Here is a 26,078-nt window from a genome sequence, read left to right on the forward strand (position 1 = left end):
GATTCCGATTACGCCATCACCCGCTGCGGCAAGAGCTCGGCGATCTGCACCGCGTTGAGCGCCGCGCCCTTGAGCAGCTGATCCGCCGCCACGAACATCGAGATCGAATGGCCGCTGGCGTCGCTGAGATCCTTGCGGATGCGGCCGACCAGGACGTCGTCCTGGCCTGAGGCATCGATCGGCATCGGGAAGTAGTTCTTGGCGCGGTCGTCGACCACCTTGACGCCGGGCGCCTGCGCCATGATAGCGCGGACCTGGTCCTCGGTGATCGGCTTCTCGCATTCGAAGGTGATGGCCTCGCAATGGGCGCGCAGCACCGGCACGCGCACGCAGGTGACGCCGACTGCAATGGTTTCGTCCTCGAAGATCTTGCGGGTCTCGTGGATGACCTTGGTCTCTTCGTCGTTGTAGCCGGTGTCAGGGTCGACCGCCGTGTTGTGGTTGAAGAGGTTGAAGGCGTAGGGGTGCGGCATCACCTTGGGCGTATAGACCTGCCCGTTGAGATTGGCGCGAGTGGATTCGACGAGCTCCTCCATCGCCGCGGCGCCGGCGCCGGAAGCCGCCTGATAGGTCGCGATGATCACGCGCTTGATGCGATTCTTCTGGTGGATCGGCCACAGCGGCACCAGCGCGGTGATCGCGGCGCAGTTCGGGTTGGCGATGATGCCCTTGTGATCGCGGATGCGGTTCGCGTTGATCTCGGGGATCACCAGCGGCACGTTCGGGTCCATGCGGAAGGCGGAGGAGTTGTCGACCACGACCGCGCCGGCCTTGACCGCGATCGGTGCGAACTTCTTGGAGATGCTGCCGCCGGCGGAGAACAGGGCGATGTCGACGCCCTCGAAGGAACGCTCGGTCAATTCCTCGATGACGACTTCTTGCCCGCGGAACGACACCGTCTTGCCGGCCGAGCGGGCACTGGCCAGCGCCCTGAGCTTACCGGCGCGAAAGCCGCGTTTGTCCATGGTGGCGATGAATTCGGCGCCCACCGCACCGGTGACGCCGACAATCGCGACGACGGGATCGTTACTCACTTTGTCCTCCATTTGCATTGAGAATTTAGACAACAAAAAAGCCCCGGACCATCGAGGGCGGGGCTTCGGTAGAGCTGATGCGTTTAAGTCGACGACCTACGCGCGCACGCCTCCCCGGGCCCCTGAGGCCGTGGTGGTTTTGGTCGTGCGTTTGGTGGTCGTGAACATGGCGGCGACTTATGCGGGAGAGTCTTGCAGCCGTCAATGGCTTTTCGCCTCCGGTCGATGCCGGGGCTGCCGCTATTTGGCCCGTGCGCCCGGCGGCTCCAGGATGACCTCCTTGAGGTCGTCGCCGCTGATCACGACGATCGCGAAATTGAGCCGGCCGCGTTCGCGCACCAGCCCGCCGCTGATCGCCTTGCCCGAGGCCGCGCGTTCGGCGACGCGCACGGCATCCGCGAGGCGATGCCTGATCGCGCCGAGCGCTGCGAGGTTGCTGCGGTCCTCAAGGTCGAGCTCGGCGAGCGGAAGGGCGGCTTCGCCGCCGACGAGCTCGCCGGTCGAAGCATTGATGGTGTGGCGCCAGATCCGGTCGTTGTGCAGGGTCTTCACGCGGTAGACCGGCACACCGGAGGCTCCGTCAAAACTCACATCCGCCGTCGTGGCGCCGGCGTGCCGGCCTTCCGCGATCGCCATGGCCTGGCTGATCGAGATCGACGAACTGCGAAAGCGCTCGATCTCGCGGCTGACCGCCTGGCGGTCCGCTTCTGCATCACTATCTGTGTCGCTGTGAAGCGCGGTCGGCGTGCCCGCCGTCACAATCGCCTGTGCCGGTGCGGCGAGGAGCAGCGCGGGCAAGGCGATCGCAAGCAGTTGCGAGGTCCATCGTTTGGCTGTCGTCATGCTCGAAACCCTCGGCCAGCGAGTGTGCCGGATGATCGTAAAGAATTCGCGGCCGACCTTGGGCATCGGTCGGCCGCGGAACGCCGCATCGGGCTGTACCCGGCACGACGATCGAAGCGGGACGGACCTCTTTGGGGCTGGTGAAAAAGCGGTCCGCCTCGCCTTGTAACTAAACCATACCGTATCGTTTTATTTTGGTCAATGGCAAGGCCATGGTTCCCTGGGGGATAGATCGCGCGCTCACGGAATTGTCAGCGGGACGGGCGCCGCTGCGGGCTCTTTGCGGCGCTCTGGATGCGGTCGGCGGGTCCCAGCGCGCCAGCCAGGAACAGCTTGATCGCCGCCCGCATCCGCTTTTCCGCAGCCTTCATCTCCAGCGCCGTTCCGAACGTCGCCATGCGGTGGGTGTGACCGACGACGACGTCGAGAAACACCTCGGCGGCAATGGTGGTGTCTTCGACATCGAGTGCGCCTTGTGCCACCAAATGGTCGAAGAAGCGCGCCGTGGTGGCGACGGCCTTGAGCCAGCCTTCCTCCTTGCCGAGCTTGGCGACGTCAGGGAAGTTGATGGCCTGTGACGTCATCATGCGGCTGAAGGCGACGGCGTCGGGACCGCAGGTGAACGTCAGCATCTCGCGCCCGATTTCGACCAGCCGCTGCTCGACCGAGATGTTCGCGGCGCTGGAGAGCTGCGTCTCTGCCGCAGCCGACAGTGGCGCAAGCCAGCGCGCGATCTCGCGCCTCAGCACGGCGGCAAACAGGCCGCGCTTGTCGCCATAGCGGGAATAGACGGTGGGCTTGCTGACGCGGGCCGCTTCCGCAACCGCGTCGAGCGAGGTTGCGTCGAAGCCGCGATCCAGGAACAGGCGCGTGGCGACCTCGATCAGCCGCTGATCGCGCTCGATGGCGGCGGTTTTCGTCGGCCGGCCGCCGCGCGATTTCGGCACCTCGCGTCGTGGCGCGGCGGTTCTTGTCTTGGTCGCAGTCAATCCCATGCCCAATGATTCCTGCGCGGTCGTGATATCAGTCATTCGCTCTATATCGCGCAGGAGCGGGGGCGTCATCGCGAATCTGGCCGAATTGGCCGTATCCTCAACGGTTTCCGTATGGCCTCGTTCCGTCACGCGGGATCACGGAAGCGTCGATGTCCAGGCCTGGCCGGAAGCCGCCTTGTCATATCCGTACTGATACAGCGCCCGCATATAGGCAGTGTCGAACCCTTCCGAGGGAGCCGCCGGATAGTCGCGCGCGATGTAGGAGAGATGGAAGCCCAGGCGGTTGCGCTTGGCGAAATCATAGGTCGAGAAGATGATCGAACGCGTCTGCGACTGGGTGATCGACGACAGGCTGCGCGAGGCGACGTCGATGGTGCTGTTGGAGACGAGCTCGAAATTGCGTTCGATTTTCTTGTTGACGAGAATGTAGATGTCCATCTTCGCGTTGCCCGGCAGGCGGCTGCCCTGGAAGAGCAGGGCTTCCGGCAGCGTCAGCACCGGCGCCGTCACGCCGCCATCGACGTGCATCTCCTGAAACCTGCGGCCCTGGCCTTCGGCGTCGATCATGATCGGCGGAAACACCAGGGGAATGCTGGCGGAAGCCGCCATCAGGTCGCGAAACAGGTTTAGCGCCTCGGGCGTTCCGACCGCGGCGATCTTGCCCATGTCCCAGATCGCGGTCCGCTGAGTGTCGAGATCGGTCGTCACGATCAGCAGCTTCCGGCCCCTGGCATTCTCGCGCGCGACTTGCGCCATGATCTCGGGCCCGACATAGCGGGCGACGAGCTCGCGCAGCCGCGTGTTGCCGAACAGGCCGGATCCGAACAGCACCCGCATGATGCTGGGATCGTTCAGCAGGCTCTCGGCGATACCGCTGGTGTAGACCTCCTTCAGCGTGTCGTCATATTGCGAGCCGAGGAACGCAAACGGCGCGATCAGGCCGCCGGTGCTGACACCCGAGACGACCGAGAAGGTGGGACGGGTTCTGGCCGCGGTCCAGCCGTTCAGCACGCCGACGCCGTAGGCCCCGTCAGCGCCGCCGCCGGATAGTGCCAGATAGGTTTTGGTCGCGGTGCTGTTGTCCTTCTCGAAGCTGAATTTCGTGACGGGCTCGTCGGCGTAGCGCCGGAGGCCATCGATATCGAGCACACGCGATGTGCTGGCTTCGGCGGCCGTATAGGGCGTGCGGGGCAGGGACGTGCAGGCACCGAGCGCCAGGCTGCACGTCAGGACCAGGACTCCGGCCAGGCGGACGCCTATCCGCCTTATCCAGCCCTGCGAGAGGCCGGGAATATCGGTCGAACTTGAAGGGAGGGGCATCGTCGGTGGCTGGCGATCACGCTTATACCGCCGCCGGCAAATTCGCCGCGGCAATCTCGTCCAGCCCCCAAGATAAAACTACACTGTATCGTTTTGTTTAACAAGAGCAACGGGCACCAATATCCGCTCCAATTGTGTCCCAGTCTGAGGCACAAGCCAGCCTTGGCGTGGTTCGCGCGGGTTGATCGGCCTTCTCCGACACGCAATAAGCACCGCCATGAATCCCGACAATGATCTTCCCAATCACTTTGAATTGCTCGCCACCGATGGCGCCGCGCGCACCGGGCGTCTGACCACGCCACACGGCACGGTCAGAACGCCGGCCTTCATGCCGGTCGGCACCGCGGGCGCCATGAAGGGCATGAACTGGCGTGAGGTGCGCGACGCTGGCGCCGACATCGTGCTCGGCAACACCTATCATCTGATGCTGCGGCCCGGCGCCGAGCGGATTGCGGCGCTTGGCGGCTTGCAGACATTCACCGGTTGGAACGGGCCGATGCTGACGGATTCCGGCGGCTTCCAGGTGATGTCGCTGGCGGATCTGCGCAAGGTCAGCGAGCACGCCGTCACCTTCCGCTCGCATATCGACGGCGCCAAGGTCGAGCTGTCGCCGGAGCGCTCGATCGAGGTGCAGCGCTTCCTCGGCTCCGATATCGCCATGCAGATGGACGAATGCGTCCGGCTGCCGGCTGAGCGCGACGACATCGAGCGGGCGATGCACCTGTCGCTGCGCTGGGCCGAGCGCAGCAAGCGGGCCTTCGAGAGCGCGCCCGCCGGTTACATGCTGTTCGGCATCGTGCAGGGTGGCGACGTGCCGCAGCTTCGCCATGCCAGCGCGCAAGGCCTGGTCGAGATCGGCTTCCACGGCTATGCGATCGGCGGCCTTGCCGTCGGCGAGCCGCAGGCGGTGATGCTGGCGATGATTGACGAGACCGCACCATTGCTGCCGAGAGAGCGGCCGCGTTACCTCATGGGTGTCGGCACGCCCGACGACATCCTCGAGGCAGTCAAGCGCGGCGTCGACATGTTCGATTGCGTGATGCCAACCCGCAATGGCCGTCACGGCGTCGCCTTCACGCGCTTCGGCCAGGTCAATTTGCGCAACGCGCGCCACGCCGACGATCCGCGTCCGCTCGATGAAGAGAGCTCATGGCCGTCGACGCGGAGCTGCGCGCGCGCCTATCTGCATCATCTCGTCAAGGCGGGCGAGACGCTGGGGGCGATGCTGCTGTCCGAGATCAATGTCGCTTACTACCAGTCCCTGATGCAGGGCATCAGGGACGCGATCGCAAAGGGAAAGTTCGAGGAGTTCTATCAGCGTACGCGCGAGGACTGGACGAGGGGCGACATAGCCCCGCGCTAGATTAATTGCAGACGAAGCGCTGCTTGACGGCATGCTTGGTCACGAAGCCATAGCCGCAATTGTCACAGGTCCAGAGATAGCTGATCACGTGGTCGGAGACGTAGGCAGATGCTTCGGCGGCGACCATGGAGTCGGCGCAGACCGGACAGGTAGGCAACTCGCTGCAACGCGGATAGCGGTTCAGCGCGACGGTCGACAACACTTCAGCAGCTGCTGACATCGTGGTGACCTCCCTGCTTTGAGACCTAAGTCTAACATAAGCAGAATCAGTTGACGAGGTCGCAACACAAATGCGTTGCTTTTCTGAATATTTGCAGCTCACGTGATTTTGCGATGCAGCGTATTTAACATGTGCCGCATTGTCGCTTGCGTGTCGCTGCAAGCTGTCCGTAACTGCGCGAGAGCCGTGAAAGCGCAGATTGTTGCCACAGGGAGTTCATCATGGACGCGTCGTCCAAGACGGGTGCAGCGCACCAACCCGGCCGCGGCCGGATCTATGACTCGATCGTCGATGCTTTTGGCGACACGCCGATCGTGCGGTTGCAACGACTGCCCGGCATGCACGGCGTGAACGCGACCATTTTGGCAAAACTTGAATATTTCAATCCGGCCGCGAGCGTGAAGGACCGCATCGGTGCGGCCATGATCATCGCCATGGAGAACGCGGGCATCATCAAGCCCGACACCGTGCTGATCGAGCCGACCTCCGGCAATACCGGAATCGCGCTTGCCTTCGTTGCGGCCTCGCGCGGCTACCGGCTCAAACTGGTGATGCCGGAGTCGATGTCGATCGAGCGGCGCAAGATGTTGGCCTTTCTCGGTGCGGAACTGGTGCTGACGCCGGCAGCCCAAGGCATGAACGGCGCCATTGCCGCCGCGGAAGAACTGTTGAAGACGACGCCGAACTCGGTGATGCCGCAGCAGTTCAAGAATCTCGCCAACCCCGAAGTGCACCGCCGCACCACGGCGGAAGAGATCTGGAACGACACGGCCGGTAGCATGGATATCTTCGTCGCCGGTGTCGGCACCGGAGGCACCATCACAGGCGTCGGCCAGGTGCTGAAGCCGCGCAAACCTTCCTTGCGGGTGGTGGCGGTCGAGCCGGAGGAGAGCCCGGTGCTGTCAGGCGGCCAGCACACCCCGCACAAGATCCAGGGCATCGGTGCCGGCTTCGTTCCCGACATCCTCGATCGCTCCGTGATCGACGAGATCGTGAAGATTAATTCGACGACGGCAATCGAGGCCTCGCGCGCGCTGGCGCGGCATGAGGGCATTCCGGGCGGCATCTCTTCGGGCGCCGCGATCGCGGCCGCGCTTCAGATCGGCAAGCGCCCCGAAGCTGCGGGTAAAACCATCCTGGCGGTGGTGCCGTCCTTCTCCGAGCGGTATCTTTCCACGGCTCTATTTGAGGGGATCTAGGACATGGCGGATCAACCGAGGCGGCCGCGTACGCTGGGCGATGCCAGGACGGAGGCCGAGGCGGCATTCAAGAAGGTGACGGCCAAGGTCGCCGTGGCGCCGCCCAAGCAAACCGCCGTTCCCGGCGTCAAGGAGCAGGTCACGCTGCGGATCGACCAGGACGTGCTGGAGTTCTTCCAGGAGGGCGGGCCGGGTTGGCAGGACCGCATCAACGAGGCGCTGCGGAAGGCCGCGGGGAAGTCGTAGTCAACGTCGTCATTGCGAGCCAACGGGTCCGCGCGAAGCGCGGCCCGATGACAGGCTCCGCGAAGCAATCCAGAATTTTTCCACGGTGACAGCCTGGATTGCTTCGTCGCATCAGCGCAAAATTGCTCTGCAATTTTGTCGCGAGCTCCTCGCAATGACGGAGCATGCTGCGACACCGTCGTACCAAAGAAAAAGCCCGGCGCGAGCCGGGCTTTTTGGTTCGGAGATCGGCGTCCTGCCTCAGCGGCGGAACATGCCGCCCATCATACCGCCGACGACGCCACCCACGAAGGCCGCGCCGGCAGCATCGCCGGGGCTGCTGCGCTGGGGAGCCGGTGCCGGCGCGCTGCTGGGTGGCGGGGCACTGGCGCGCCGAGCCGCTTTCTGGCTGTTATCGCTGGCGGTCGGCGGTGCGGCCACGATCTCCGAGAGCAGGGCCTTGTGCTGGTGCTTATTGAGGTAGCCGGACGAAGGATAGCCGCGCGCTGCTTGCCAGCGCTTGAGCACGGCGCGGGTCTCGTCGCTGAACACGCCGGTCTGCTTGGTGTCGAAGCCGAGGCCGGTGAGGCGACGCTGCACGTCGCGGCGCTGGTTCTTGTCGAGGCCGATCTGGTCTTCGGTGAGCTGGGTGGCCTCGTCGGTAAAGGTCGCGGGATCGATACCAGCGTTGAGCGTGCGGGTCGCGGTCGAGGGGCCGCTCTTGATCGCGGCAAGGCGTGCCAGCGCCAGCGCCTTGAACTGACCGTTCGGATAGGCGGCGAGATAGGCGTTGAGCTCTTCCGGCTTGTTGGACTCCTTCACCGAGCGCCAATATTCGAGCTCGACACCGTCCGAGCCGCCGCCGGTTGCCGCCGGCACGGTGCCGGCCGCGGTCGGCGCCGCGTTGGCGACTTGCGTTGCCGGGGCCTGGTTGAGATAGACGGAGCCGGTCAGGTTGGTGTGGCCCCAGGGCAGTTGGCCCTTGCGGGTCTCTTCATTGACCTGGGCGCGCACCGACGTCATCGCCTGCTGAATCTCGACGCCGGGCTTGGTGATGTTGTCGATCAGCGCACGGGTGAACGGGCTGTTGTTGCCCTCCTGGCCGTCGAGCGCGGTCTGGCCAGGGCCGGTGGCGAACGCGATCAGCGTGCCTTCGCCGGACTTCATCTCGGCGAGACCACTCTGGACGTTGACGCTGCGGGTTGCCGAGTTCGACTTGATCTTGGCGGCGAACGGATTGTCGCGGCAGGCATCGAGGAAGACGAGCTTGACCTTGGCGTCGCCCATGGTCTGCTCGAGCGTCAGGTCGATGTTGATGGCGGCCCCTAGCTTGACGTCCATCTCCGACTTGATGTCGGCGTCGACAGGCAGGAGATAGTTGGTGCCGCTGACGGCAATGCCGTGGCCGGCATAATAGAACAGCGCGATGTCGGAGCCCTGCGCCTTGCGGCCGAAATCGAGCAGCTTCTCCGTCATCTGGTCGCGGCTGAGATTGGACCCTTCGATCACCTCGAAGCCGACATTGCGCAGCGTCGCCGCCATCGCCTTGGCGTCGATCGGCGGGTTCGGCAATTGCGCGACGTTCTTGTAGGAGCCGTTGCCGACGACGAAGGCGACGCGGCGGTCAGCCTTCGCAGCACTGATCGACAGTGCCATGCACATCAGCGAAGCGAGGAGGGTGAGATAGCGCATTCTGAAATCCCCCAGAATCGAATTGCAGGCAGCAACAAATTGGCAACGAACCTACACGAAGTGCCCGACTTCGCGCCACCAAAACGGCGGTCCGCTGCCTTCAACCCGCTGCTGTGTGGCCGAATGTGCACGATGGAATGCTTCCCCAACGTGATCCAAATCACACGGCCACTTCGTTTTGTCGCGCGAGGTGGCGCGAGGTTCACTGCGCGCGGGCCGGAACCGCCGATGGGGGCCTTAAATTGAGGAGATTGCCGCACAGGATCAGCGCAGCGCCCAGTACGGTCAAGGTGTCGAGGCGCTCCGAATACAACAGCCAGCCGACGGTTGCCGTGAGCGGAACCCGCAGGAAGTCCATCGGCACCACGATGGTCGCATCCGCGTACCGGAGCGCGCTGGCGAGGCAGTAGTGCGAGAATGTGCCGCAGACCCCGATGACGAAGAGCCAACCCCACATGGAGGCCGACGGCCAAGTCCAGACGTAGAGCGTAGGTAGCAGGCCGACGACCATCTGTACGACGATCATCCAGAACAGGATCGACAATGCGCTTTCGGTCCGGGTCAGCGACTTCGCCAATATCATGGAGATGCTGAAGCCAATCGCGGCCCCAAGCGCGATCAGCTGGCCCGGATTGATCTCGCCGGTGGCGGGCCGCACGATCATGACGACGCCGACGATGCCGAGTACGACGGCGGCGATCTTCCAGACGGTCATGCGCTCGGACAGGAAAGTTGCGGCCAGCAGTGCCGTCCAGATCGGCATGGTGAATTCGATCGCGACGACCTGGCCGATCCCGATCAGCGCCAGTGCGTAGAACCAGCCGAGCTGCGCGAAATAGTGGACCCCGTTGCGCGCGAGGTGCTGCGGCAGGCGTTTGGTCGCGACCGCCTTGAAGCCCCCGGCGCGGTAGATGATGGGCAGAAGCAGGAACAACCCGATCACAGATCGCACTTCCATGATTTGGAAGACGTTGAGCTCGCTCGTGGTCTCGCGGCCGGCAACCGCCATGACCAGCATCAGCGCGAGCCAGCCGGCCATCCAAAGTGCAGCCATCGATTTGGACGCTGTCGCGGTCATAGGTGTGAGTGCGGGAAATCGTGCCTGAGGGGAAAGCCGGTATCAGCGACATCGCTGCGGTTTGCAACGGTCAAATCTGCGGATGCAGCGATGCAGCTCGGTGTGCTAAGGCGTCAGCGAACAACGAGAAAATCGGGAGATCTTCGCTCATGCGCATCTTGCAGCCGGCCGATTGGAAAAAACCGCGCGGCTTTTCCCATGGCGTGGTGGTCGACGGGCCGGGGCGTTGGGTGGTGCTGGCCGGGCAGACCGGCGGCGACGAGAGCGGCAACTACGCGCCCGACATGGCGGCGCAAGTTGCGACCGCGCTGAAGCGGATCATCAAGCTTCTGGGCGAGGCCGGCGCGGGCCCGGAGCACATCGTTCGCCTGACTTGGTACCTGGCCAGCCGCAGCGAGTATGAGGCCGCCGGGGCCGGCATCGGCGCGGCCTGGAAGGAAACGCTGGGACGCAATTTCCCGCCCTCGACGCTGCTCTACATCGGCGGTCTCGTGGACGAGCGGGCCAAGGTCGAGATCGAGGTCACGGCGTTCGTGCCGAATGCATAAAAAAGACCCGGCGAGGTCGCCGGGTCGATGGTCTTGAATGTGATCTGGCTCAGCGCGTCATCGAGATATTGGCGCCGCGGAATTGGCTGTCGGCGCGCAGCGTGACGGTCTGCTTGTTGCCGCTCGTCCTCAACGCGATATTGGCGTTGAAGCCGGCGGCGGAGGCGACCACCTCGAAGTTTCCGCCGCCGCCGCGGCCCTGGAGCGAGCCGCTGATATTGCGGCTGGCCTCGGACCAGTTGCCGGTGATGGCGCTGCCCTCTGCCTTGACGCTGGCCCCGAGGTTGAACTTGTAGGCGTCGCTGGCGCAGGTCAGCGACATTTCCATGGTCGGACCGATCGGGGCGTATTTGGCCCGGCAGCGAATCCGCTCGGTCGAGCCGTCATCGAGGATGACAGTACCGCCGCCGCTCCAACTGCCTGCCATCGGGGCAAACGGGCCGGCCTGGGCTTTGCTTTCAGTGTGAGCGATACCTGCCGCAAACAAAACGGCGGCCGCGATCAGCAGCCGCCGGCCTCTAGCGCGAGCCTCAGTTGGTTTATTGGCGCGATGCTTCCCACCGCCCGCTGCATGGTATGCCTGCAGATGCTCCATTCCACTTCCCCGATCCGGCGTTGCCGTTGAGTTGACCGTTGGCATATGCACCATTGATCGAAACTTTCACAAGTCCCTCACGGCCGATGGTGCCGGAAACGTTAGCGCCGGGCGCGGTGATCTTGCCGTCGGCAACCGTCAGCATGGAGCTTGCGGTCGGTTCGCAGGAGCCGCTCTTGGTCACGATCGTGACCTGCCAATTGCCGTCATAGGGACCCTGGGCGAAGGCGGGAGCGGCGAGGGTGCCGGCGAAAACTGAGGCGGCACAGAACACCGCAATGCGACCAAAACGCATGAATTCCGTCCTTGAACTTGTCTGATATGCTGACGTTTATTCGGACGAAATGTGACGGAAATTTGTTGCGATGCCAAATCGAAAATTGTTCCTGTGGGAACAATGGTTTATTTGGGTTCTTGGCTCCGATTTTCGAAGCAGAATCAACGCGGGTTCACGTTAAGGGTAAAACGTCAGTAGAGACTCGGCGCCGAGGTCGCGAACTGCTCGTCCTGAACTTTGGCCGGCAGCGCCTTGTGAACCTTGATGTAGTCGATCACGTCGGCCAGCAGCTTGAGGCCGAGAGGCGCCAGCGCGCGCTCCCAGAGGTCCCGCGCCGTCTCGCCCTTCTTGACGAAGCACCAGTCCTGGGCGGCGATGGCGCCCGCGTCCATGCGGTCGGCGAGGTGATAGATCGTGCCGCCGGCGACCGGATCGCCTTCCTTGATGGTCCATTCCACGGCCGCCTTGCCGCGGTGGCGCGGCAATAGCGAAGGGTGATAGCCGATCCCGCCATACGTGGCGGCGGCGAGCGCGTCCTTGCCGATCCGGGCGTGGCTGTGCGCCGTGATGATCAGATCCGTATCGGGGCCAATCTCGGAGGCCACCACCAGCTTCGGATTGGCCTGGACCGCCACCTCGATGCCGGCCGCCCTGGCGGCAGCGGCGAGGCGATCCTCTGCATCGGCCACCACGACCCGCACGATCGAGACACTGTGCTCCCGGAGCATGTTCAGGGTGGTCACGCCGAAATGGCGGGAGCCGACGAGGGTAATGCGCATGGGTGTCCGATCTGTCTCGCAGCTGCGTCATCCCCCGATAACACGTCCGGACGTCCTGTCACCACCCGCGCTGCGTTTGCGCGGGTTATCAACAATGCACAGCGCATCACGAAATCATCTGATGGTAATACGTTCTCAACCAGCCTGGCGTATCGACGAATCCGTCGCGGATTTGTATTGCGTACCGCGACCTGAGAATGTCTCGCCGGCGTGGGTGCGCCGCGCGGGCCTTTTGGCCGGGACCGATTTCATGCCCAGCGCGATTGAGCAGATCGTCGACACCTATGTCCGACTGAAGAACCGGCGTGGCCTCGACGAGCTGATGATGCACCGGCAGCGGCTCGCCGTCGATCTGAAGAGCAGGTCGGGCTATGATTTCAGCCTGCCAATCGGCCAGATCGACGAGGAGATCGCAATCATCGAGGCAGGCCTCAGCCGGCTGAAGGCCGAAAGCGCGGGTCTCGGTCCATCATCTCCTGTCTGAACCGTTCAGTCGCGCCGGCCACCGTCGATGACCGTGAACAGCGGCCGCGCCGGGGTCGGCTCGACCAGGAGCTCTTCCACCAGTGCGGTTGCCGCATCGACATATTTGCGCGTCGGCTTGTCGAGCGGACGCTTGGCCTCGTCGTCAAGCGCGACTTTCGCGGCCTCGACCAGCTTGCGCATGCGCGCCGCGTGATCATCGCCTGCCGTCAGCGTCGCGCGTGCCAGCGAGCGCAGCACGAACAGCTCGCCCTCGAGACGGAGCAGACGGTCGTTGAGCCTGGTGAGGACGGCGTTGAGGTCGGCCATGGCTGATGTTCGGCGCGGAGGATCCGCCCTGATCTAGCGGCGATCAGTGAACGGAGTCCAAACGTCTACGGCGCAATTGGGCAGATTTTCCGGCGATCTCGCCGATGTGACCGGTTGTGACGCGCAGATGAATGGTGCGAGCAGGTTCTGCTGACCACATGATGGGCGGGGACGTCAGGAGCCCGTGCGATGCGCTCTGTCTTGGCTTTGCTTGTTCTGATGTCAGCGTGCACCTCGGCTGCCGCAGCGCCGAGGCATTACGCGCATCCGCGGCACCATGTCGTGGTCCGCCCCGACACGCGCGCGGTCGTGCCGCCCGGCTGGTACAGGTTTCCCGGTCATCCGCCGATCCCGCCGTCGGAGAACAGGAATCTCGATCCCTCCAATTTCGGCGGCGGCTGATCGCGGCTCACAATGCGGTCGATGGGCGAGGGGATACCCGGCTTTCGCTGGGCAACGACGGCGAGCGCGAACCGATGCCTCGGCCCTACCATCCAACGCCCGCCCAGCGCCGTCCGAACACGGGCGGCTTGGTCTTCACCGCTTCCCAGCCGAAGAAGTGATGCTTGCCGGACCAGCTATGCACCACACTGCTACAGATGCTGCACTTGAAGCTGCCGGAATGCGCTTCGGCATGTTCTTCCCTTGTCGCGGTGTAGCTCATGCTGCAACCCGCACAGGTGAATTCTTCGATCGTCCAGATGCTGTTGGCCATTGCACAGAATGTTTTTTGGGGACCTCAACCCACGGTAGCCACGGGCCTTTGCAGCCGCGTAAACCGGCCCGGAGAAATCCACTTAACGGGCGTTAGCCAAGCCAGGCCGCAAGTCCCGGTCAATGCGCATCTGCACGCGCCTGATGGCGAGCAGCGGGAGCTTGCCTTGCACCCGCCCGGAGCGGACCCTGTCGCCGATCGCATAGGCATAGCGCCAGTAGCCCGGCGCGGCATTCCGCTTCAGCGAATAGTGGACGCCGCGGTGAATCTGGGTTCGGCCGTCATCGTCCTCAAAATGCCGATTGGTCCGATGCGTTCCTAGTCGGCGGATCTTGCGGGAACCGGTCGCCTTGACGCCCGGCTTGTTGCTGGCAATAACGGCTAGGCCTCGCAAGCGCCGGAAGTTGCGTTCATGTCGCAGGGAAAGCAGTAGCCGTGAAAAGTCTCCGTCAGCTCCTGACGGGTGAGGATATCATCCAGCTCGTGATCCGGCTCGGCCTGCTCGGCCTGCTGATCATCTGGACCTTCCTGATCATCCGCCCGTTCGTGCCGATCCTGGCCTGGAGCGGCGTGCTCGCGGTCGCGTTCTATCCGGCCTTCAGCTGGGTCGCCAAAATCCTCGGCGGCCGGCCGAAGACCGCGGCAGCGATCCTGACCCTGATCACGCTTGGCATCGTCATCGGCCCTGCGACCTGGCTCGGACTCAGCGCCGTCGACGGTGTGCGGGAGCTGGCGCACCAGCTTAGCACCGGCGACCTCGCGCTGCAGTCGGCGCCGGAGCAGCTCAAATCGTGGCCAGTGGTCGGCCCCTGGCTCTATGATCTCTGGGACCAGGCCTACACCAATATCCGCGCGGTGCTGCGCGAGGTGGCGCCGTATCTTCAGCCGCTGGCGGGACCGCTGCTCTCGCTCGCGGGCGATGCCGGTCTCGGAACGGTCCAGTTCCTGCTGTCCGTGTTCGTCGCCGGCTTCCTGTTTCCGCACGGGCCGCGGCTGGTTGCCGCCGGCCGCAGTTTCCTGTTCCGGATCGTGCCTGAGCAGAGCGAGCATTTCCTGGAGCTTGCAGGCGCGACCATCCGCGCCGTGGCGCAGGGCGTGATCGGCGTCGCGGTGGTGCAGGCGCTGCTCGCTGGCTTCGGCTTCAAGCTCGCGGCCGTGCCGAGCGCCGGCCTTCTCGCCTTCATCGTGCTGCTGCTCTCGATCGTGCAGATCGGCGCCTTCCTCGTGCTGCTGCCAGTGATCATCTGGATCTGGACCGCCAAGGACGTCACCACGGCGCTGTTGCTCACCGTGTTTCTCGTCCTGGTCGGCTTCATCGACACCATGCTGAAGCCGCTCGTCATGGGGCGCGGCCTGACCACGCCGACCATCGTGATCTTCGTCGGCGTGATCGGCGGCACGCTCGCCCATGGCATCGTCGGCCTTTTCATCGGGCCGATCATCCTGTCGGTGGCCTGGGAGATGATGATGGCCTGGATCAGGACGGAGGACCGTCCGAAGGTGAGCGAGGGCTGATCTCGCGCCGCGACGGCGCGCTCGGTCCGCCATGTCGCACCAGGAGCGCACGGCTCCGCGGTCTGTGATCAAAATGCGTCCTGAACTTGTCTGTTCGACTAGACAAGTTACGATCTGGACGATTCTGGTTTCGATCTACGGCAGTAATGGCGAAGTCTTCCAAGCTGGTTGCCGCAAGGCGCGGCAAGGTGTTGTTGGTCAGACGCCGGTCGGACGGCCTTTGGATGTTCCCAGGCGGCCGCAAGCGTGCGCGTGAGTCCGCGAAGGACTGCCTGCGGCGGGAGATCAAGGAAGAGCTGCCCGAGCTGAAGCTCGGCCGGATCAGTCTTTGGAAGGAAGTGAAGGCGAGAAACAAGCGCTCCGGCCGCAAGATGAGCGATGCGATCTTCATCGCCAAGGGCGCCAAGGGCAGGCTAGCGATCGGCGACAAGAAGGAGATCGACCGCGCCGCCTGGCAGAAGCCCCGCGGCATCCGCCTGACGCCGACCTCACGCTACATCCGCGACCGCCTGTTTCCACGAAAGCGGCGGTGAGCTAATCCTCTCGCCCCGCCGATCGCGTCCGCCCGGCAAATGACCTCGACCGGGCCGTGCGCGGTTCCGGCGCAGCGGGCCTGACGACCTCGGCCTCGCGCTGCTCCTTGCGGGCCTTCCGCGCATTGCGCATCGCGCGCTTGATGAAGAGGTGTTGGGAATCCGAAGAACAGCACCACCTCGCAGCCCGGACATTGCCTGGAATAGCCGTCCTGCAACCGGCCGGCGCGATCGCGAAACACGCCCTTGCAGCGCGTGCACTGAATCTGGACGAAACTCATGCGCGATCGACAATGACTGTTGAAGTGGGGTGTTCAGGTGATCCCAAATGGAAGAAAGCCTGAATGCCTTCCCGGCTTGTCGAACAGGCTTGGTGACAGCCGATGCGGGTAAGTGGGCCGCTGTTCGCAGAATGCGCGCAGCCGCTATTGCTTGGCGGCCATGGTGTCCAGACAGTGGTTGAGATAGGTGGTGCGATCCCTGGGCAGCACCTTCTCGAGATCCGCCTTCATCGCGCATTCGCGCTGCCGCAGCTGCTCGGCCCGGCGCTTCTCGGCCGCCTCCCGATATTCGGGGGCAACCTTGCTTGGGTCGACCAGCGCCTGTGAGCGTGCGGGAGCCATTGCAAGCAGTGCGATGGCCGCGATGAAAATGAATGGTTTCAAATGAGCCTCCGTAAAAGAGAGATCCTAGCGCGCGGCGTGTGCATGCTCAAACCGGAAGGATGCGGTACCCGGTTCCGGCAGGTCGGATCATCAGTGCGCCGACCGCGCCGGCAGACATCTGGCCCACTTTCTTGGAACGACTTCGCTCGGCGCGCGTAGATTCTAGGCTCACGGCCCATCCCCAACCCCAAAAGCCCCCGGGCCGCGAGAAAACCTTCCCCACAAAGGTTGGCGACCTCAGCGCCTTCGCACTGAGGTCGTTTTGGCGCAAATCGTGTGAACCAGTTCACAAACGCTCGGCAAGATCGCTGCTATGAAGACGTCATTGCTTAACCGCTTCATTTTGAACGAACGCCCCAGCGTGGCTCCAAGCGCTGGGGCTTTTTCGTGCCTGCCGGTGAGTAGAGCGTCTCGATTGTATTGACTTTCGCGTCGAGAGCATGGACCGCATTTCACGCGTCGGAACGGAGCCAGTTCCGATCTGCTGGACGATCAACGGCCAAGCTGCCGGGATCGCGGATGACGTCCCGGACGTTGCCCACGAGCGTGCGTTCGCCGGGCAAATCCCATATGCATGGCGCCGAGCAGCCGAATCAGGATGAGAGCGGCTCGCGTTCAGTTGCCGGCGGTTTACGACCAGAGACGGATTCAAGTGAGGCTTTCCAAAAACGCGCGGGCGACCAAGAAGTCGCCCAAGAAGAGCAAGGGGTCGCAGCGCGCAACGATCTCGTCTTCGTCGCCCCTCGGGATGATGGCCCTCCATCTGCTTGCACAATGGAAGCAGTCCGGACGCAGCGGTCTCGTTTTTCTTGCCGAGAGCGAGAACAGGGCCGAGCGGCTGGGCAGTGTCATTCACGCGCTCGACCCTTCCTGCGAGGTTCTGGTGTTTCCGCGTTTGAACACCTTGCCGTTCGATCAGTTGGAGCCATCCCACGAACTCGCGGGGCGCCGAGCCTCGGTCCTGAGACGCCTCGCAAGATCCAAGAAGCCGCTCTTTCTCGTTTCGACGGCGGAAGCCGTGATGGAGCGCCTGCCGCCGCCTGCGAGCCTGTCGCGCCTGAGCGTGAGCTTGAAGGTGGGCGGCGCGTTCTCCGAGCGTGACCTTGAGGCACGCCTCGAAGCTCTCGGATATGATCTCGACGACGAGCCGGACTATCCGGGCGGGGCGCTGTTTCATGGCCAGACCTTCGAGATATTTCCCGCAGGCGCGCTGGGGCCGTTCCGGATCGAGCATTCGGATCGCGCGATAAGACGGATCGTGGCGTTCGATCCGAAAGAGCACGACATCATCTTCGAGACCAGCGAGCTTCTGGTCGATCCCATGTCCGAGCGGCTTGCCTTTGCCGGCAAACGCGGCAAGCGCGCGAGCCTGTTCGATTATTGCGGGCGCGCCAAATGGATCGCCGATGCAGGCGTGCCGTTGCACGCCGACGCGTGGCTGAGCACGATCGAGGAAGCCGCGCCCCGTGCGGAGCGGGAGCGCGAATATCTCGGGCGGGCTGACTGGAAACAGCTCGCCAAGGGCATGAAGGCGTTGCCGCGGACGGCGCCGTTCCAGACCACGCCGGAATTTTCGAAGCTGACATCTGCAAGGAAGGCGCTGCGGACGTTCGTCGAGGAGATGCGGCGGGCGGGTTCGCGCCTGGTCCTCGTCGCGGCGCAGGAGGATGATCTGCGCGTGATGGAGCGGATGAGCGGCGTCAAGGCGCAGCGCTGCGAAGACTGGGACGAGGTGACGAGCGGGCGGAACGGCGAGACGGCGCTGCTGGCCGATCTCGATGCGGGCTTCGTCCTGCCGGGGAAAAAGCCTCTTGCCATCGTGACGGCGTCCGACGTGCTCGGCAGCCGGGCGCATCATCCCCAGCCGATGGCGCGCGCCTGGAGTGCGGCTTTCGATCATGCCGATGTGCCCGAGCAGGGCACGGTGGTCGTCCATCTCCAGCGCGGCCTTGGCGTTCTCGACGGCTTGCAGACCGTGAACACTGGCGGCGGCGCGCTGCGGGAGATGATCCGCCTGAAGTTCGCAGGCGACAATGCGGTGCTGGTGCCGCCGCCCGATCTCGCTTTGATGTGGCCTTACTCAGCCGAGCTCGGCAAGCTCGCGCTCGACAAGGCGGACGGCAGCACATGGTGGGCACGCCGCACCTCAGCCGAACGCGAAATCCAGATCGCGGGCAAGGTTCTGGCCAAGCACATCAGCCAGCGCCGGCGGCGGCGCGCCGAAAAGCTGGTTCCGCCGGGATCGGCCTACGAGAAGTTCGTGGCGCGCTTCCCTTATTTCACGACGAGCGACCAGGCCAAGGCGATCGCCGACGTGCTGGATGATCTTGCCTCCGGTCACCCCATGGACCGGGTGATTTGCGGCGACGTCGGCTTTGGCAAGACCGAGGTGGCGCTGCGGGCGGCCGCCGCCGTGGTGCTGTCCGGCAAGCAGGTGGCGGTCGTGGTGCCGACGACGGTCTTGGCACGGCAGCATGTCGCAACGTTCCAGAAGCGCTTCGCTCCGTTCGGCATCGAGGTCGGCAACCTGTCGCGGGCGACATCAGGCGCGGAGCTGCGCGAGACCAAGGAGGGACTGCGCAGCGGCCGGATCAAGGTCGTGATCGGCACGCAGGCGCTCACCGGCAAGGACGTCAAGTTCGATGATATCGGCCTCGTCATCATCGACGAGGAGCAGCATTTTGGAGCGGCCGAAAAGGCCAAGCTCTCCGGGCTCGCCAAGAACGTTCACGTGCTCATGATGAGCGCGACGCCGATCCCGCGGACGCTCGCCGCCGGCCTTGCCGGCTTCCGCGACCTCAGCGTGATCGCTTCGCCGCCGGTGCACCGGCTTCCGGTCGCAACCCGGATCGCACCGCTCTCGGATGCTGCAATCGCTTCCGCGCTGCTGCGCGAGCAGCGGCGTCACGGCCAGAGTTTTCTGATCTGTCCGCGCATCCAGGATCTCGATCCTATGCTGGCGCGGGTGCAGGCGGTGGCTCCCGACCTGCGCATCGTTTGTCTGCACGGCAGACTGGCGGCCGACGAGATCGACGACCGCATGATGAGCTTCGTCGAGGGCAGGGCCGATGTCCTGCTCGCGACCAACATCGTGGAGAGCGGCCTCGACATTCCCCGCGCCAACACCATCGTGGTGTGCTGGCCCGAAAAGTTCGGCCTTGCCCAGCTGCACCAGCTCCGTGGCCGCGTCGGCCGTGGCGGCATCCGCTCCTTCGCCCATCTGCTGACCGAGACGGAGTCCGGGCAGTCCGAGAAGCGGCTGGCAGTGCTCGAGGAGTTCAGCCGACCCGGCGCCGGCTTTGCCATCAGCGAGCGCGACCTCGATCTCAGAGGTGCGGGAGACCTGTTCTCGGAGCAGCAATCCGGCCATGTCCAGGTGTTCGGGCCCGTGCTCTACAGCCACCTCTTGAAAATGGCCTCGGAGAAGGTCGATGAGGGCCGGGCCGCAGTGTGGGTGCCAGACCTCAATCTGCCGGTCGGGGACATGCTGCCCGACACCTATGTGCAGTCCGAGCCCGTGCGGCTGGAACTCTATGCGCGTGCCGCGCGATGCAATGACGAGGACGACCTCGACGACCTCGAGGAAGAAACCTCCCGCCGCTTCGGCCCGCTGCCGAAAGTGGCGCGCGACTTCTTCAACGCAGCCTGGCTCAGGATCGAATGCAAACGCAGAGGCATCATCCGCCTCGACGTCGGTCCCGGAGCGGTCGCCGCGACGTTCCTGCCGGGGCGCTTGCGGAAGTCGCGGGGCAAGTCACTGCAACGCGACGGCGATCGCGTCGTCTATCACAGCCCGATGCGGGATGCGCCGTTCGAGCGGGTGGAGGAGTTGTTCGAGCTGCTGGATGAGGGGTAGGGCGCTCGCGCCTTCGTCAGCAGCTTGACGTCATCTCCAGCGCGGATCACGCGTCCGCGTCGCTGTCGTATTTGATTTCGTGGTCCAGTCGGGCCGGACGGCACGGCTTTCGCCTGCTTCGGTTGGCAGAACTAGAACTATCTCAGCGACCGCTTCTTCAACTGCGAATTCGGAGCGGGAACCCTGTGCCACAATTATAGTTAATTGGCTTGGCGATGGAGATTGTCCGATGTCCCATGCCATCCCTCCGGTCATTGTCGCGATTGTCGTAAGCTCATGTCTGTTGGTCCTGGCACAAGCAGGCGGCGGAAATGCAGGGTCCGCCGGAGCGGGCATGGGGACGGGGGCGGGTAGCGCCAGCGCTGGCGGGTCGGCACCTTCTGGAATGGGGACGAGTGCAGGCAATGCGGCTGCCTCAGCGCCCCCAGGGCTGGGGACGAAAGACACCGCCACCGGCGGAAATCTGGGCGCCAACCGCCAACCGACGAATCCGAACATTCAGCCCGCCACGCCTGCGAAGTCGCGCTCGGCAGCCCAGGCCGCGAGAAATGCCGGGGTTGGTCATGCCCAAAACGGTCTGCCGATCGGCGCGATTGGGAGCGGCACGAGCAATGAGGATCAAATGACCACTGGCCTGGCGTCCTCCCGAAACAGGTCGGCAACACAGGCTCAAGGTGGTTCAGAAGGTCAGCCAGGGAGGGGCACGAGCATTTCGGACCAGATCAGCCGGCCGCGAGCCGCACGAGCTGGCGACAAGGTGCTGGACGCCAACGCGCAGGTCGAGCGACGAACAACTGTGTCGCCCAGACGCGTTCCCAGCCCGACAGGGCCAGGTTTGTAGTCTGCGAGCGAAGGGGCGAAGAGACAGGATGGGCGCAATGGATCATCGCGCCCCGTTCCCATTTTACCGTGGGACCAAATTGGCTGCGCATAAGAGTTGAACCTGTCTGAGCGGAGTCTGGAATCCGCCGCCTAACCGATCGGCCACTGCGCATTGATTGGTGAAGGAGTTGGTACCCGAGCTCATCTCTCGATTGAGCGACTAGTCAAAAACGTAAAAACAACCCCATGCACAGTAGCTAAGTGCTGCTGGTACAATGCCTTCTGCATTCGTCGCGAAATCCGGTTGACGCGTCGGGCAAAACAGTGGCATTCTGACACTCTTCGGAAAATCAGCTGCGAAGAAATCTGCTGCTGGCAATGGGGTGAGGGGCTTAACCCCGTAATTGGCCGGAGTCGCCGAGCCCGTCAGCCGGCCAGGCCGCTAACGTGGAATTAATCCAAAAAGCCCACAATTTTAGACAGTTGTGTATGGGTGCTGCGTAAAGGAGTCGTCGTGAGGACGCTCCAGGGGGCGGCTTCCTTTTGCTCGCTCATTGGGGTCAATGCACGTGACCACGACTTTCGAAACGGAAGGCTTCGCCGAAGAGCTCGACCCTGCAGCACTTGCAGCCGCCGCAGCAACACACGAACCCGCAGCCGCGGAAGCTCCAGTGCCGATCAAGCGGTCCAGCCGGAAATCGGTCCTGGCCCTGTCGGTGTGTGCCTTGGCCATCAATGGCTTGGCGGCGATCTATACGTTGCCGTCTGGTTTTCCGTCGTTGAATGTCAGCAGCCTGGCTGAACTTCTTCCGCGCCAAAAGGCTTCCGCGGCAAAACCGGATCCGGTCGTCGCTGCCTTGAAGGACATTCAGTCGGCCCAACAGCGACAGACTGCCTTGCTGAAGGAGAACAATGATTCAGCGCAGCAGAATGCAGCTCTGCTGCAGCAGGATTCATTGGTGCTGCTTTCCCTGCGACAGAGCATTACGGACGAACGGGTCGATGTGAGGAAGATATCTTCGCAGCTGTCGACGCTGATCGCCAAGGTCGACACGCTGCAAAGTGCATTGATGTCGGACGTCACGTCCTCCATTCGAAGGGCGCATGCTCGCTATGGACTGTCCGCAGCGATGCGCAAACGGATCGCTCGGGAATCGAAACCTGTGGGGCCCGTTTCGGTTGGAGGAGCGCCGCTGAGCATACCCGCTACAGTTTCAGCTCCGGAAAGCTGAAGGCACCTCAAGCGGATCACTTGGGGCCATATATCCGCGCGACCCAGTAAGCGAACGGGCCTATGCTCGTGCGCTGGCGACTGATCGCCGCCGGCATCAAGTCCATGACCGCATGCCTCATGGAGTCAGGAGGACGGGTCCCGGTCTTCCGCTCGAGCATCGCCGTTTCAACTTGGTCAGCCAGGACCGTGAGGTGATTCGCAAGCCGGTCGAACAGTTCGCGCTTGGCGGGTTCGGTTGCCAGATCGCGGATCAGGGCGCATTCGGCCGCATCTTTCCGGAGTTTCTCAAGCTGGGCCGGATAGTCCTTCATTTGCAATGACCCCGTTCCCCGTAATGGAACGGTACAGGCAATGTACGAAAGCGAACAGACGGGATTGCCGCTTTTTCCTAGTCTTCGGTGGGCTTTGGCCTTCCCCAAAGGTCCAAGCACCTCCAGCGGCCCCGGCCTCGACCCACCCAAAAGCCCCCACGGCCGGGGCCGTCACCACGGCGCAGCACTTTCAACGGGAACCATCGCCTCGCCACCGCATTTCTTGATTGCATGGTTTTCCCGGCTGTCCGCCCGGGTCCTTGGGTGTCGTGGGGGCGTTTAATGGGCGCTTGTGATCGCACCGCTGTTCTGAAGCAGCGTGTCGACGAGCTTGTTTCCGGGCTTTCCGAGTTAGAAAATTTGCGATCCCGCGTCATCGCAGCCGAGCACATGCAACAGGGGCATAGCGTCGACCGCAAACCGGCCGCAGCAACTCGCCGGACTGCTAAGCCCAAATCATCATCGGCAAAACCCGATCGCCCAAAAAAGCACTTGGCGCGGCCGCCCAGCGAGCAATGACTGATCTGAGGCCTGATTTCCACGTCCAGTCACATGGGGCCAAAGGCGCTCACGAGCCCGATGGTGATCGGGACCAGCGCAACGATTGTCCATAAGGCAGGCGAACTGGAGGACAGGCCGGCGAAAAAGATCAAGACACCGAAGCCGACGAGGGCCACCGAGATGGCGTATGCGAGCGCTTTTTCCATCGTTTGATCTACAGGGAACACTGGATGGATTGCGCCTGTAGGATTCCCTGTCGGTCGAAACGTTCCTATGCAGCGCTACCGCAGCAGGATTCAATGGTGCTCCTGTCTCTGCGACGGAGCATCACGGACGAGCGGGTCGACGTGAAGAATTCGGCTCGCCCGTTGGGCGATTAAGGGAAGCCTTCTGCTGGCCAAGCTCTATGGCGTACCGATGCCGGAAGAGCTGCGCTAAGGGCACTGGAGGCTCGCTGGTTCACGCCGGCGGGCCCCTGTGCTACGATCCACGAGCGATCGGGAGCCGCCACCATCGCGTCGATCGCCGACAATTGAGCTGGCTATCGACAAACGTAAGTACCCTGGCGCCGTGGTGCCGAGCGTCCGCCACTTTTGCATTACTGGCTCCGGCGCGAAGCATCCCGATCTTTTCCTTGCAATGATTAGATCATCCTTCATGTAGGGAGTTGTTTAATGACTAGGCTGATTTCAATTGCTTCCCTCACTCTGGCTCTGACCACCGGCGCTGGACAGGCGCAGCAGAGCACGCCTCGCGGAGGCTCCCCCCAAAGTTTGGAAAGATGCAAGCAGCTCGCTAGCGAACGTGGTTTCTCAAGTGCGGGTGGGATTATGAAAGGACAAGGTCGCGCAAAGCGAGAGTTTGTGATCAATTGCATGCGCGGAAAGCAAATCTAGGCAAGTCGAACGGGACATCTTCGGACAGCTCGCCGGTTCACGCTGGCGGCTGTCCCACTCGTCCTAAAACAAGACGCTGCCGGGCTCGAAATACATGTCCCGGCAGCGTTTCCTTCTCAAACTGAGCACTGAAATCCCAGTTGGTTTCGACTGTGCAACGGCCATGCCACAGGTGTGTGACACGGCCCGCCAGCTACGGGCGGGCCTTTGTTCTGGTCCATCGTATAGTTCTCATGCGCGGTCGGCTGCCGTCCGTATCTAACCCTCAGTGTCCTAACTTGATTTTGGGAGTGTCCTAATTCATTCTCAGTACTGACAACATTCAACAAGCTCTGTTCACGCACGACGATTGGGGAGGGGCGCTCCAGGACCGTGACCCTTCGCCCCCGATGATGTCATGAAAGGCATGCAAGCCCACTTAGAACTACTTCGCGGGCAAATCGCAGAATGCGAGCGCATGCAGAAGGCCGCAAAGAGTCAGCTCCAGCGCAATGTGTTCGCAAGGCTGCTCGCGCGCTACAGGGCTATCGCGGTCGAACTGGAACAAGCGATAGCAAAGATGCCTCCTCCAAACACTTTCCGAGATCGCACCAAGCAAGCGCGGCAAGCTGCCAAAGAGTACGGCGACGACCAAAGGAAGCTAGCCAAGAAGCTCCGCCGCAAGATGAATTAAGGCCGCCTCAGTTGGCGGCCTCACTCTTTATCCTCGGTCCAAGATCCTCGGTCCAAGTCTGTTCGCCGCAGTCGCACTTGAACATGCGAACCGCTCCAAATTACGGTGACGGGTGCTCACCGTAATATGGTCGCACGTGCTTCCACGGCATCGCGCTCATTGGGCATCGCGGATCCGGATGCCTGGCTCGCCGCGGACATAGAACTGAATACGCGAGATCCTACGCTGGAGCCATTGCGCAAGCTGCTTGTGCCGGCTTTCGGTGTACGTGGCAACGACTGCAGCGACAACGTTCGCTACCAAGACGGCTGGGATAAAGATCAGCCATCCGCCATCTTTCCAGAGCAGGAAGGCCGGATACATCAGGGTGTGATGAATGAGATAGAGGGTGAAGGAATACCCGGCGAAAAACCGGACGATCTTTGCAGGCCACGGAGAGGCGACGATCCGTCCTGGCTGCGTCGCCACGACGACTCCTAGAACAAAGAGCACGAGGAAGGGGTAGGTTATGGGCTTGTATTCGAGATATGCGCGGGTCGTCGCCACATAGGCGACGATCGAGCCGACGGCGAGCAGGGCGCCCAGCGTCCTGCTTTGCAAGGCAACGGACCTCAGGACGACATAACTGTAAGCGCCTGCCAGCCACAGGGTAAAAAGCGATCGACCGAGACCGTTGTCCTCTTGGAGAGCCCCAAACATGTAGTGGAGGGGGATCTGACCGAAAATGATGGCTATCGGTATCAGGACAGCCGCCCGGGCAGGCGTCGCCCCAATGAAAAACAGCGCGCCAACGAACAGATAGATGTGCCACTCGATCACCAGTGTCCAGAGCGGGCTGGCAGAACCAATGATCGGCCATCGTAGCAGGCTCAGGTGCTCAAGCGGACCGCGGTAGGTTTCGATCATCAGCAAATTGGCGAGAAAGATCGTCGGACTTCGACTACCCTCCAGGACGCGATCGCCAATGAGCCAAATGGTCCCCGTGTCGACGAGGACCACAAGCAGAAGGCATGGCACAAGGGCAGAGTAGATGCGGGCGGCTCTATCAATGAAGAACTGCAAGAAAGTGTAGCTGGGGTTTCTCGATTTCTCGAGCAGCGTATAACTAATCAGGAATCCAGAAAGCACGAAGAACAGTAACACGCCGACATTCTGGGGCAGAGGGAGCCCGGACTGGCGGAGTTCTGGCAGGAAGAACGAGATGCCATGACCGATGCAGACCATCTGGGCTGCGATGGCGCGCAGTGCATCCAGGGCTAACGACGTGTCGTTCTTTGATCCATCCAACGTAAACTGACTACAGCTCAATTCTTGTCTCTCGCGATCAGTTCAGATGCATATGGCGTCAATCTCGACGATTAGTTGAACTATTGCAATGTGTGTCTGTGTGTTTCCAA

At 62.9% G+C, this 26,078-nt stretch carries 27 protein-coding genes and 1 tRNA gene; 11 read left to right on the plus strand and 17 right to left on the minus strand.

Features of this window, described 5'->3' with window-relative positions; all coding sequences use genetic code 11:
* Positions 1–8 precede the first annotated feature (8 nt).
* From AAE027_RS05670 to AAE027_RS05685, 4 genes are all read right to left on the minus strand, one after another.
* Entirely contained in the window at positions 9–1,046 is a 1,038-nt protein-coding gene (locus AAE027_RS05670) for an aspartate-semialdehyde dehydrogenase (protein WP_370987244.1), read from the minus strand.
* Between the two features lie 228 nt (positions 1,047–1,274).
* Positions 1,275–1,877, minus strand: coding sequence for a PepSY domain-containing protein (locus tag AAE027_RS05675; protein ID WP_249761516.1), 603 nt, complete (start codon positions 1,875–1,877; stop codon positions 1,275–1,277).
* Positions 1,878–2,128: 251 nt separating this feature from the next.
* Positions 2,129–2,872 (minus strand): TetR/AcrR family transcriptional regulator, encoded by a 744-nt coding sequence (locus AAE027_RS05680; protein ID WP_370987469.1) that lies wholly within the window; start codon positions 2,870–2,872, stop codon positions 2,129–2,131.
* 135 nt (positions 2,873–3,007) lie between these two features.
* Positions 3,008–4,192 carry a patatin-like phospholipase family protein gene (locus AAE027_RS05685; RefSeq protein WP_370987245.1) on the minus strand — a complete coding sequence of 395 codons (1,185 nt, stop codon included), beginning with the start codon at positions 4,190–4,192 and terminating at the stop codon, positions 3,008–3,010.
* 217 nt (positions 4,193–4,409) lie between these two features.
* Here AAE027_RS05685 and tgt point away from each other — a divergent pair, with 217 nt between their 5' ends.
* The gene (gene tgt / locus AAE027_RS05690) at positions 4,410–5,555 is read left to right on the plus strand and encodes a tRNA guanosine(34) transglycosylase Tgt (RefSeq protein ID WP_370987246.1); all 1,146 of its coding nucleotides are present in this window, start codon (positions 4,410–4,412) and stop codon (positions 5,553–5,555) included.
* 1 nt (position 5,556) lies between these two features.
* Here the strand turns inward: tgt and AAE027_RS05695 are convergent, their stop codons facing one another.
* Entirely contained in the window at positions 5,557–5,775 is a 219-nt protein-coding gene (locus AAE027_RS05695) for a hypothetical protein (protein ID WP_370987247.1), read from the minus strand.
* Positions 5,776–5,996: 221 nt separating this feature from the next.
* Between AAE027_RS05695 and cysK the strand changes: the two genes are divergently transcribed.
* Together cysK and AAE027_RS05705 are read left to right on the plus strand one after the other, a co-directional pair.
* Positions 5,997–6,974 carry a cysteine synthase A gene (gene cysK, locus AAE027_RS05700; protein ID WP_370987248.1) on the plus strand — a complete coding sequence of 326 codons (978 nt, stop codon included), beginning with the start codon at positions 5,997–5,999 and terminating at the stop codon, positions 6,972–6,974.
* Positions 6,975–6,977: 3 nt separating this feature from the next.
* Positions 6,978–7,220: a BrnA antitoxin family protein gene (locus AAE027_RS05705; protein ID WP_128933653.1), complete on the plus strand. Its 243-nt coding sequence runs from the start codon at positions 6,978–6,980 to the stop codon at positions 7,218–7,220.
* A 240-nt stretch (positions 7,221–7,460) separates the two neighbouring features.
* Here the strand turns inward: AAE027_RS05705 and AAE027_RS05710 are convergent, their stop codons facing one another.
* Both AAE027_RS05710 and AAE027_RS05715 read right to left on the minus strand, forming a co-directional pair.
* A complete protein-coding gene (locus AAE027_RS05710) occupies positions 7,461–8,891 on the minus strand; it encodes a caspase family protein (protein WP_128933654.1) in 1,431 nt (476 codons plus the stop codon).
* A gap of 202 nt (positions 8,892–9,093) precedes the next feature.
* Positions 9,094–9,969: a DMT family transporter gene (locus AAE027_RS05715; RefSeq protein ID WP_370987249.1), complete on the minus strand. Its 876-nt coding sequence runs from the start codon at positions 9,967–9,969 to the stop codon at positions 9,094–9,096.
* Between the two features lie 149 nt (positions 9,970–10,118).
* Between AAE027_RS05715 and AAE027_RS05720 the strand changes: the two genes are divergently transcribed.
* Positions 10,119–10,517 carry a RidA family protein gene (locus AAE027_RS05720; protein ID WP_370987250.1) on the plus strand — a complete coding sequence of 133 codons (399 nt, stop codon included), beginning with the start codon at positions 10,119–10,121 and terminating at the stop codon, positions 10,515–10,517.
* A 49-nt stretch (positions 10,518–10,566) separates the two neighbouring features.
* Here AAE027_RS05720 and AAE027_RS05725 read toward each other — a convergent pair whose 3' ends face one another.
* The 3 genes from AAE027_RS05725 to AAE027_RS05735 all read right to left on the minus strand — a co-directional run bounded on the left by AAE027_RS05725 (position 10,567) and on the right by AAE027_RS05735 (position 12,168).
* Positions 10,567–11,112: a hypothetical protein gene (locus AAE027_RS05725; RefSeq protein WP_165405230.1), complete on the minus strand. Its 546-nt coding sequence runs from the start codon at positions 11,110–11,112 to the stop codon at positions 10,567–10,569.
* Complete coding sequence (locus tag AAE027_RS05730; protein ID WP_091897812.1) at positions 11,057–11,407, minus strand: hypothetical protein; 351 nt, start codon at positions 11,405–11,407, stop codon at positions 11,057–11,059. Before AAE027_RS05730 ends, AAE027_RS05725 begins: the two co-directional genes overlap by 56 nt.
* A gap of 173 nt (positions 11,408–11,580) precedes the next feature.
* Complete coding sequence (locus AAE027_RS05735) at positions 11,581–12,168, minus strand: formyltransferase family protein (RefSeq protein ID WP_370987251.1); 588 nt, start codon at positions 12,166–12,168, stop codon at positions 11,581–11,583.
* Positions 12,169–12,418: 250 nt separating this feature from the next.
* Between AAE027_RS05735 and AAE027_RS05740 the strand changes: the two genes are divergently transcribed.
* Positions 12,419–12,652 (plus strand): hypothetical protein, encoded by a 234-nt coding sequence (locus tag AAE027_RS05740; RefSeq protein WP_128933659.1) that lies wholly within the window; start codon positions 12,419–12,421, stop codon positions 12,650–12,652.
* A 5-nt stretch (positions 12,653–12,657) separates the two neighbouring features.
* On the opposite strand, the gene AAE027_RS05745 is transcribed toward AAE027_RS05740, so the two are convergent.
* On the minus strand, positions 12,658–12,960 hold the full coding sequence (locus tag AAE027_RS05745; RefSeq protein WP_027575377.1) for a hypothetical protein: 303 nt from the start codon (positions 12,958–12,960) through the stop codon (positions 12,658–12,660).
* 189 nt (positions 12,961–13,149) lie between these two features.
* Here AAE027_RS05745 and AAE027_RS05750 point away from each other — a divergent pair, with 189 nt between their 5' ends.
* A complete protein-coding gene (locus AAE027_RS05750; RefSeq protein WP_370987252.1) occupies positions 13,150–13,362 on the plus strand; it encodes a hypothetical protein in 213 nt (70 codons plus the stop codon).
* An 85-nt stretch (positions 13,363–13,447) separates the two neighbouring features.
* Here AAE027_RS05750 and AAE027_RS05755 read toward each other — a convergent pair whose 3' ends face one another.
* The gene (locus AAE027_RS05755; RefSeq protein ID WP_370987253.1) at positions 13,448–13,675 is read right to left on the minus strand and encodes a hypothetical protein; all 228 of its coding nucleotides are present in this window, start codon (positions 13,673–13,675) and stop codon (positions 13,448–13,450) included.
* 435 nt (positions 13,676–14,110) lie between these two features.
* On the opposite strand from AAE027_RS05755, the gene AAE027_RS05760 reads away from it, so the two are divergent.
* Positions 14,111–15,190: an AI-2E family transporter gene (locus AAE027_RS05760; RefSeq protein WP_128941147.1), complete on the plus strand. Its 1,080-nt coding sequence runs from the start codon at positions 14,111–14,113 to the stop codon at positions 15,188–15,190.
* A 146-nt stretch (positions 15,191–15,336) separates the two neighbouring features.
* Positions 15,337–15,723: an NUDIX hydrolase gene (locus tag AAE027_RS05765; RefSeq protein WP_370987254.1), complete on the plus strand. Its 387-nt coding sequence runs from the start codon at positions 15,337–15,339 to the stop codon at positions 15,721–15,723.
* A gap of 425 nt (positions 15,724–16,148) precedes the next feature.
* On the opposite strand, the gene AAE027_RS05770 is transcribed toward AAE027_RS05765, so the two are convergent.
* Positions 16,149–16,388: a hypothetical protein gene (locus AAE027_RS05770; protein WP_370987255.1), complete on the minus strand. Its 240-nt coding sequence runs from the start codon at positions 16,386–16,388 to the stop codon at positions 16,149–16,151.
* 748 nt (positions 16,389–17,136) lie between these two features.
* Between AAE027_RS05770 and AAE027_RS05775 the strand changes: the two genes are divergently transcribed.
* On the plus strand, positions 17,137–20,244 hold the full coding sequence (locus AAE027_RS05775; protein ID WP_370987470.1) for a DEAD/DEAH box helicase: 3,108 nt from the start codon (positions 17,137–17,139) through the stop codon (positions 20,242–20,244).
* A gap of 921 nt (positions 20,245–21,165) precedes the next feature.
* Here AAE027_RS05775 and AAE027_RS05780 read toward each other — a convergent pair.
* A tRNA-Trp gene (locus AAE027_RS05780) sits at positions 21,166–21,238 on the minus strand.
* Between the two features lie 391 nt (positions 21,239–21,629).
* On the opposite strand from AAE027_RS05780, the gene AAE027_RS05785 reads away from it, so the two are divergent.
* Positions 21,630–22,298, plus strand: a complete 669-nt coding sequence (locus AAE027_RS05785) for a hypothetical protein (RefSeq protein ID WP_370987256.1) — start codon at positions 21,630–21,632, stop codon at positions 22,296–22,298.
* Between the two features lie 16 nt (positions 22,299–22,314).
* On the opposite strand, the gene AAE027_RS05790 is transcribed toward AAE027_RS05785, so the two are convergent.
* Positions 22,315–22,611, minus strand: coding sequence for a hypothetical protein (locus tag AAE027_RS05790; protein ID WP_370987489.1), 297 nt, complete (start codon positions 22,609–22,611; stop codon positions 22,315–22,317).
* Positions 22,612–23,159: 548 nt separating this feature from the next.
* Positions 23,160–23,318 carry a hypothetical protein gene (locus tag AAE027_RS05795; RefSeq protein ID WP_164934919.1) on the minus strand — a complete coding sequence of 53 codons (159 nt, stop codon included), beginning with the start codon at positions 23,316–23,318 and terminating at the stop codon, positions 23,160–23,162.
* 1,087 nt (positions 23,319–24,405) lie between these two features.
* Here AAE027_RS05795 and AAE027_RS05800 point away from each other — a divergent pair.
* Entirely contained in the window at positions 24,406–24,681 is a 276-nt protein-coding gene (locus AAE027_RS05800) for a hypothetical protein (RefSeq protein ID WP_370987257.1), read from the plus strand.
* A gap of 156 nt (positions 24,682–24,837) precedes the next feature.
* On the opposite strand, the gene AAE027_RS05805 is transcribed toward AAE027_RS05800, so the two are convergent.
* The gene (locus tag AAE027_RS05805; protein WP_370987258.1) at positions 24,838–25,968 is read right to left on the minus strand and encodes an acyltransferase family protein; all 1,131 of its coding nucleotides are present in this window, start codon (positions 25,966–25,968) and stop codon (positions 24,838–24,840) included.
* Between the last annotated feature and the right edge of the window lie 110 nt (positions 25,969–26,078).

The organism is Bradyrhizobium sp. DN3, from assembly GCF_041357655.1.
Lineage (GTDB): Bacteria > Pseudomonadota > Alphaproteobacteria > Rhizobiales > Xanthobacteraceae > Bradyrhizobium.

Excerpts from the sequence above, each read along its gene's own strand:
- AAE027_RS05670 (WP_370987244.1), bottom strand. The coding sequence starts at position 1,046 with ATGGAGGACAAAGTGAGTAACGATCCCGTCGTCGCGATTGTCGGCGTC.
- AAE027_RS05675 (WP_249761516.1), bottom strand. The coding sequence starts at position 1,877 with ATGACGACAGCCAAACGATGGACCTCGCAACTGCTTGCGATCGCCTTG.
- AAE027_RS05680 (WP_370987469.1), bottom strand. The coding sequence starts at position 2,872 with ATGGGATTGACTGCGACCAAGACAAGAACCGCCGCGCCACGACGCGAG.
- AAE027_RS05685 (WP_370987245.1), bottom strand. The coding sequence starts at position 4,192 with ATGCCCCTCCCTTCAAGTTCGACCGATATTCCCGGCCTCTCGCAGGGC.
- tgt (WP_370987246.1), top strand. The coding sequence starts at position 4,410 with ATGAATCCCGACAATGATCTTCCCAATCACTTTGAATTGCTCGCCACC.
- AAE027_RS05695 (WP_370987247.1), bottom strand. The coding sequence starts at position 5,775 with ATGTCAGCAGCTGCTGAAGTGTTGTCGACCGTCGCGCTGAACCGCTAT.
- cysK (WP_370987248.1), top strand. The coding sequence starts at position 5,997 with ATGGACGCGTCGTCCAAGACGGGTGCAGCGCACCAACCCGGCCGCGGC.
- AAE027_RS05705 (WP_128933653.1), top strand. The coding sequence starts at position 6,978 with ATGGCGGATCAACCGAGGCGGCCGCGTACGCTGGGCGATGCCAGGACG.
- AAE027_RS05710 (WP_128933654.1), bottom strand. The coding sequence starts at position 8,891 with ATGCGCTATCTCACCCTCCTCGCTTCGCTGATGTGCATGGCACTGTCG.
- AAE027_RS05715 (WP_370987249.1), bottom strand. The coding sequence starts at position 9,969 with ATGACCGCGACAGCGTCCAAATCGATGGCTGCACTTTGGATGGCCGGC.
- AAE027_RS05720 (WP_370987250.1), top strand. The coding sequence starts at position 10,119 with ATGCGCATCTTGCAGCCGGCCGATTGGAAAAAACCGCGCGGCTTTTCC.
- AAE027_RS05725 (WP_165405230.1), bottom strand. The coding sequence starts at position 11,112 with ATGGAGCATCTGCAGGCATACCATGCAGCGGGCGGTGGGAAGCATCGC.
- AAE027_RS05730 (WP_091897812.1), bottom strand. The coding sequence starts at position 11,407 with ATGCGTTTTGGTCGCATTGCGGTGTTCTGTGCCGCCTCAGTTTTCGCC.
- AAE027_RS05735 (WP_370987251.1), bottom strand. The coding sequence starts at position 12,168 with ATGCGCATTACCCTCGTCGGCTCCCGCCATTTCGGCGTGACCACCCTG.
- AAE027_RS05740 (WP_128933659.1), top strand. The coding sequence starts at position 12,419 with ATGCCCAGCGCGATTGAGCAGATCGTCGACACCTATGTCCGACTGAAG.
- AAE027_RS05745 (WP_027575377.1), bottom strand. The coding sequence starts at position 12,960 with ATGGCCGACCTCAACGCCGTCCTCACCAGGCTCAACGACCGTCTGCTC.
- AAE027_RS05750 (WP_370987252.1), top strand. The coding sequence starts at position 13,150 with ATGCGCTCTGTCTTGGCTTTGCTTGTTCTGATGTCAGCGTGCACCTCG.
- AAE027_RS05755 (WP_370987253.1), bottom strand. The coding sequence starts at position 13,675 with ATGGCCAACAGCATCTGGACGATCGAAGAATTCACCTGTGCGGGTTGC.
- AAE027_RS05765 (WP_370987254.1), top strand. The coding sequence starts at position 15,337 with ATGGCGAAGTCTTCCAAGCTGGTTGCCGCAAGGCGCGGCAAGGTGTTG.
- AAE027_RS05775 (WP_370987470.1), top strand. The coding sequence starts at position 17,137 with ATGATGGCCCTCCATCTGCTTGCACAATGGAAGCAGTCCGGACGCAGC.
- AAE027_RS05785 (WP_370987256.1), top strand. The coding sequence starts at position 21,630 with ATGCACGTGACCACGACTTTCGAAACGGAAGGCTTCGCCGAAGAGCTC.
- AAE027_RS05790 (WP_370987489.1), bottom strand. The coding sequence starts at position 22,611 with ATGAAGGACTATCCGGCCCAGCTTGAGAAACTCCGGAAAGATGCGGCC.
- AAE027_RS05795 (WP_164934919.1), bottom strand. The coding sequence starts at position 23,318 with ATGGAAAAAGCGCTCGCATACGCCATCTCGGTGGCCCTCGTCGGCTTC.
- AAE027_RS05800 (WP_370987257.1), top strand. The coding sequence starts at position 24,406 with ATGAAAGGCATGCAAGCCCACTTAGAACTACTTCGCGGGCAAATCGCA.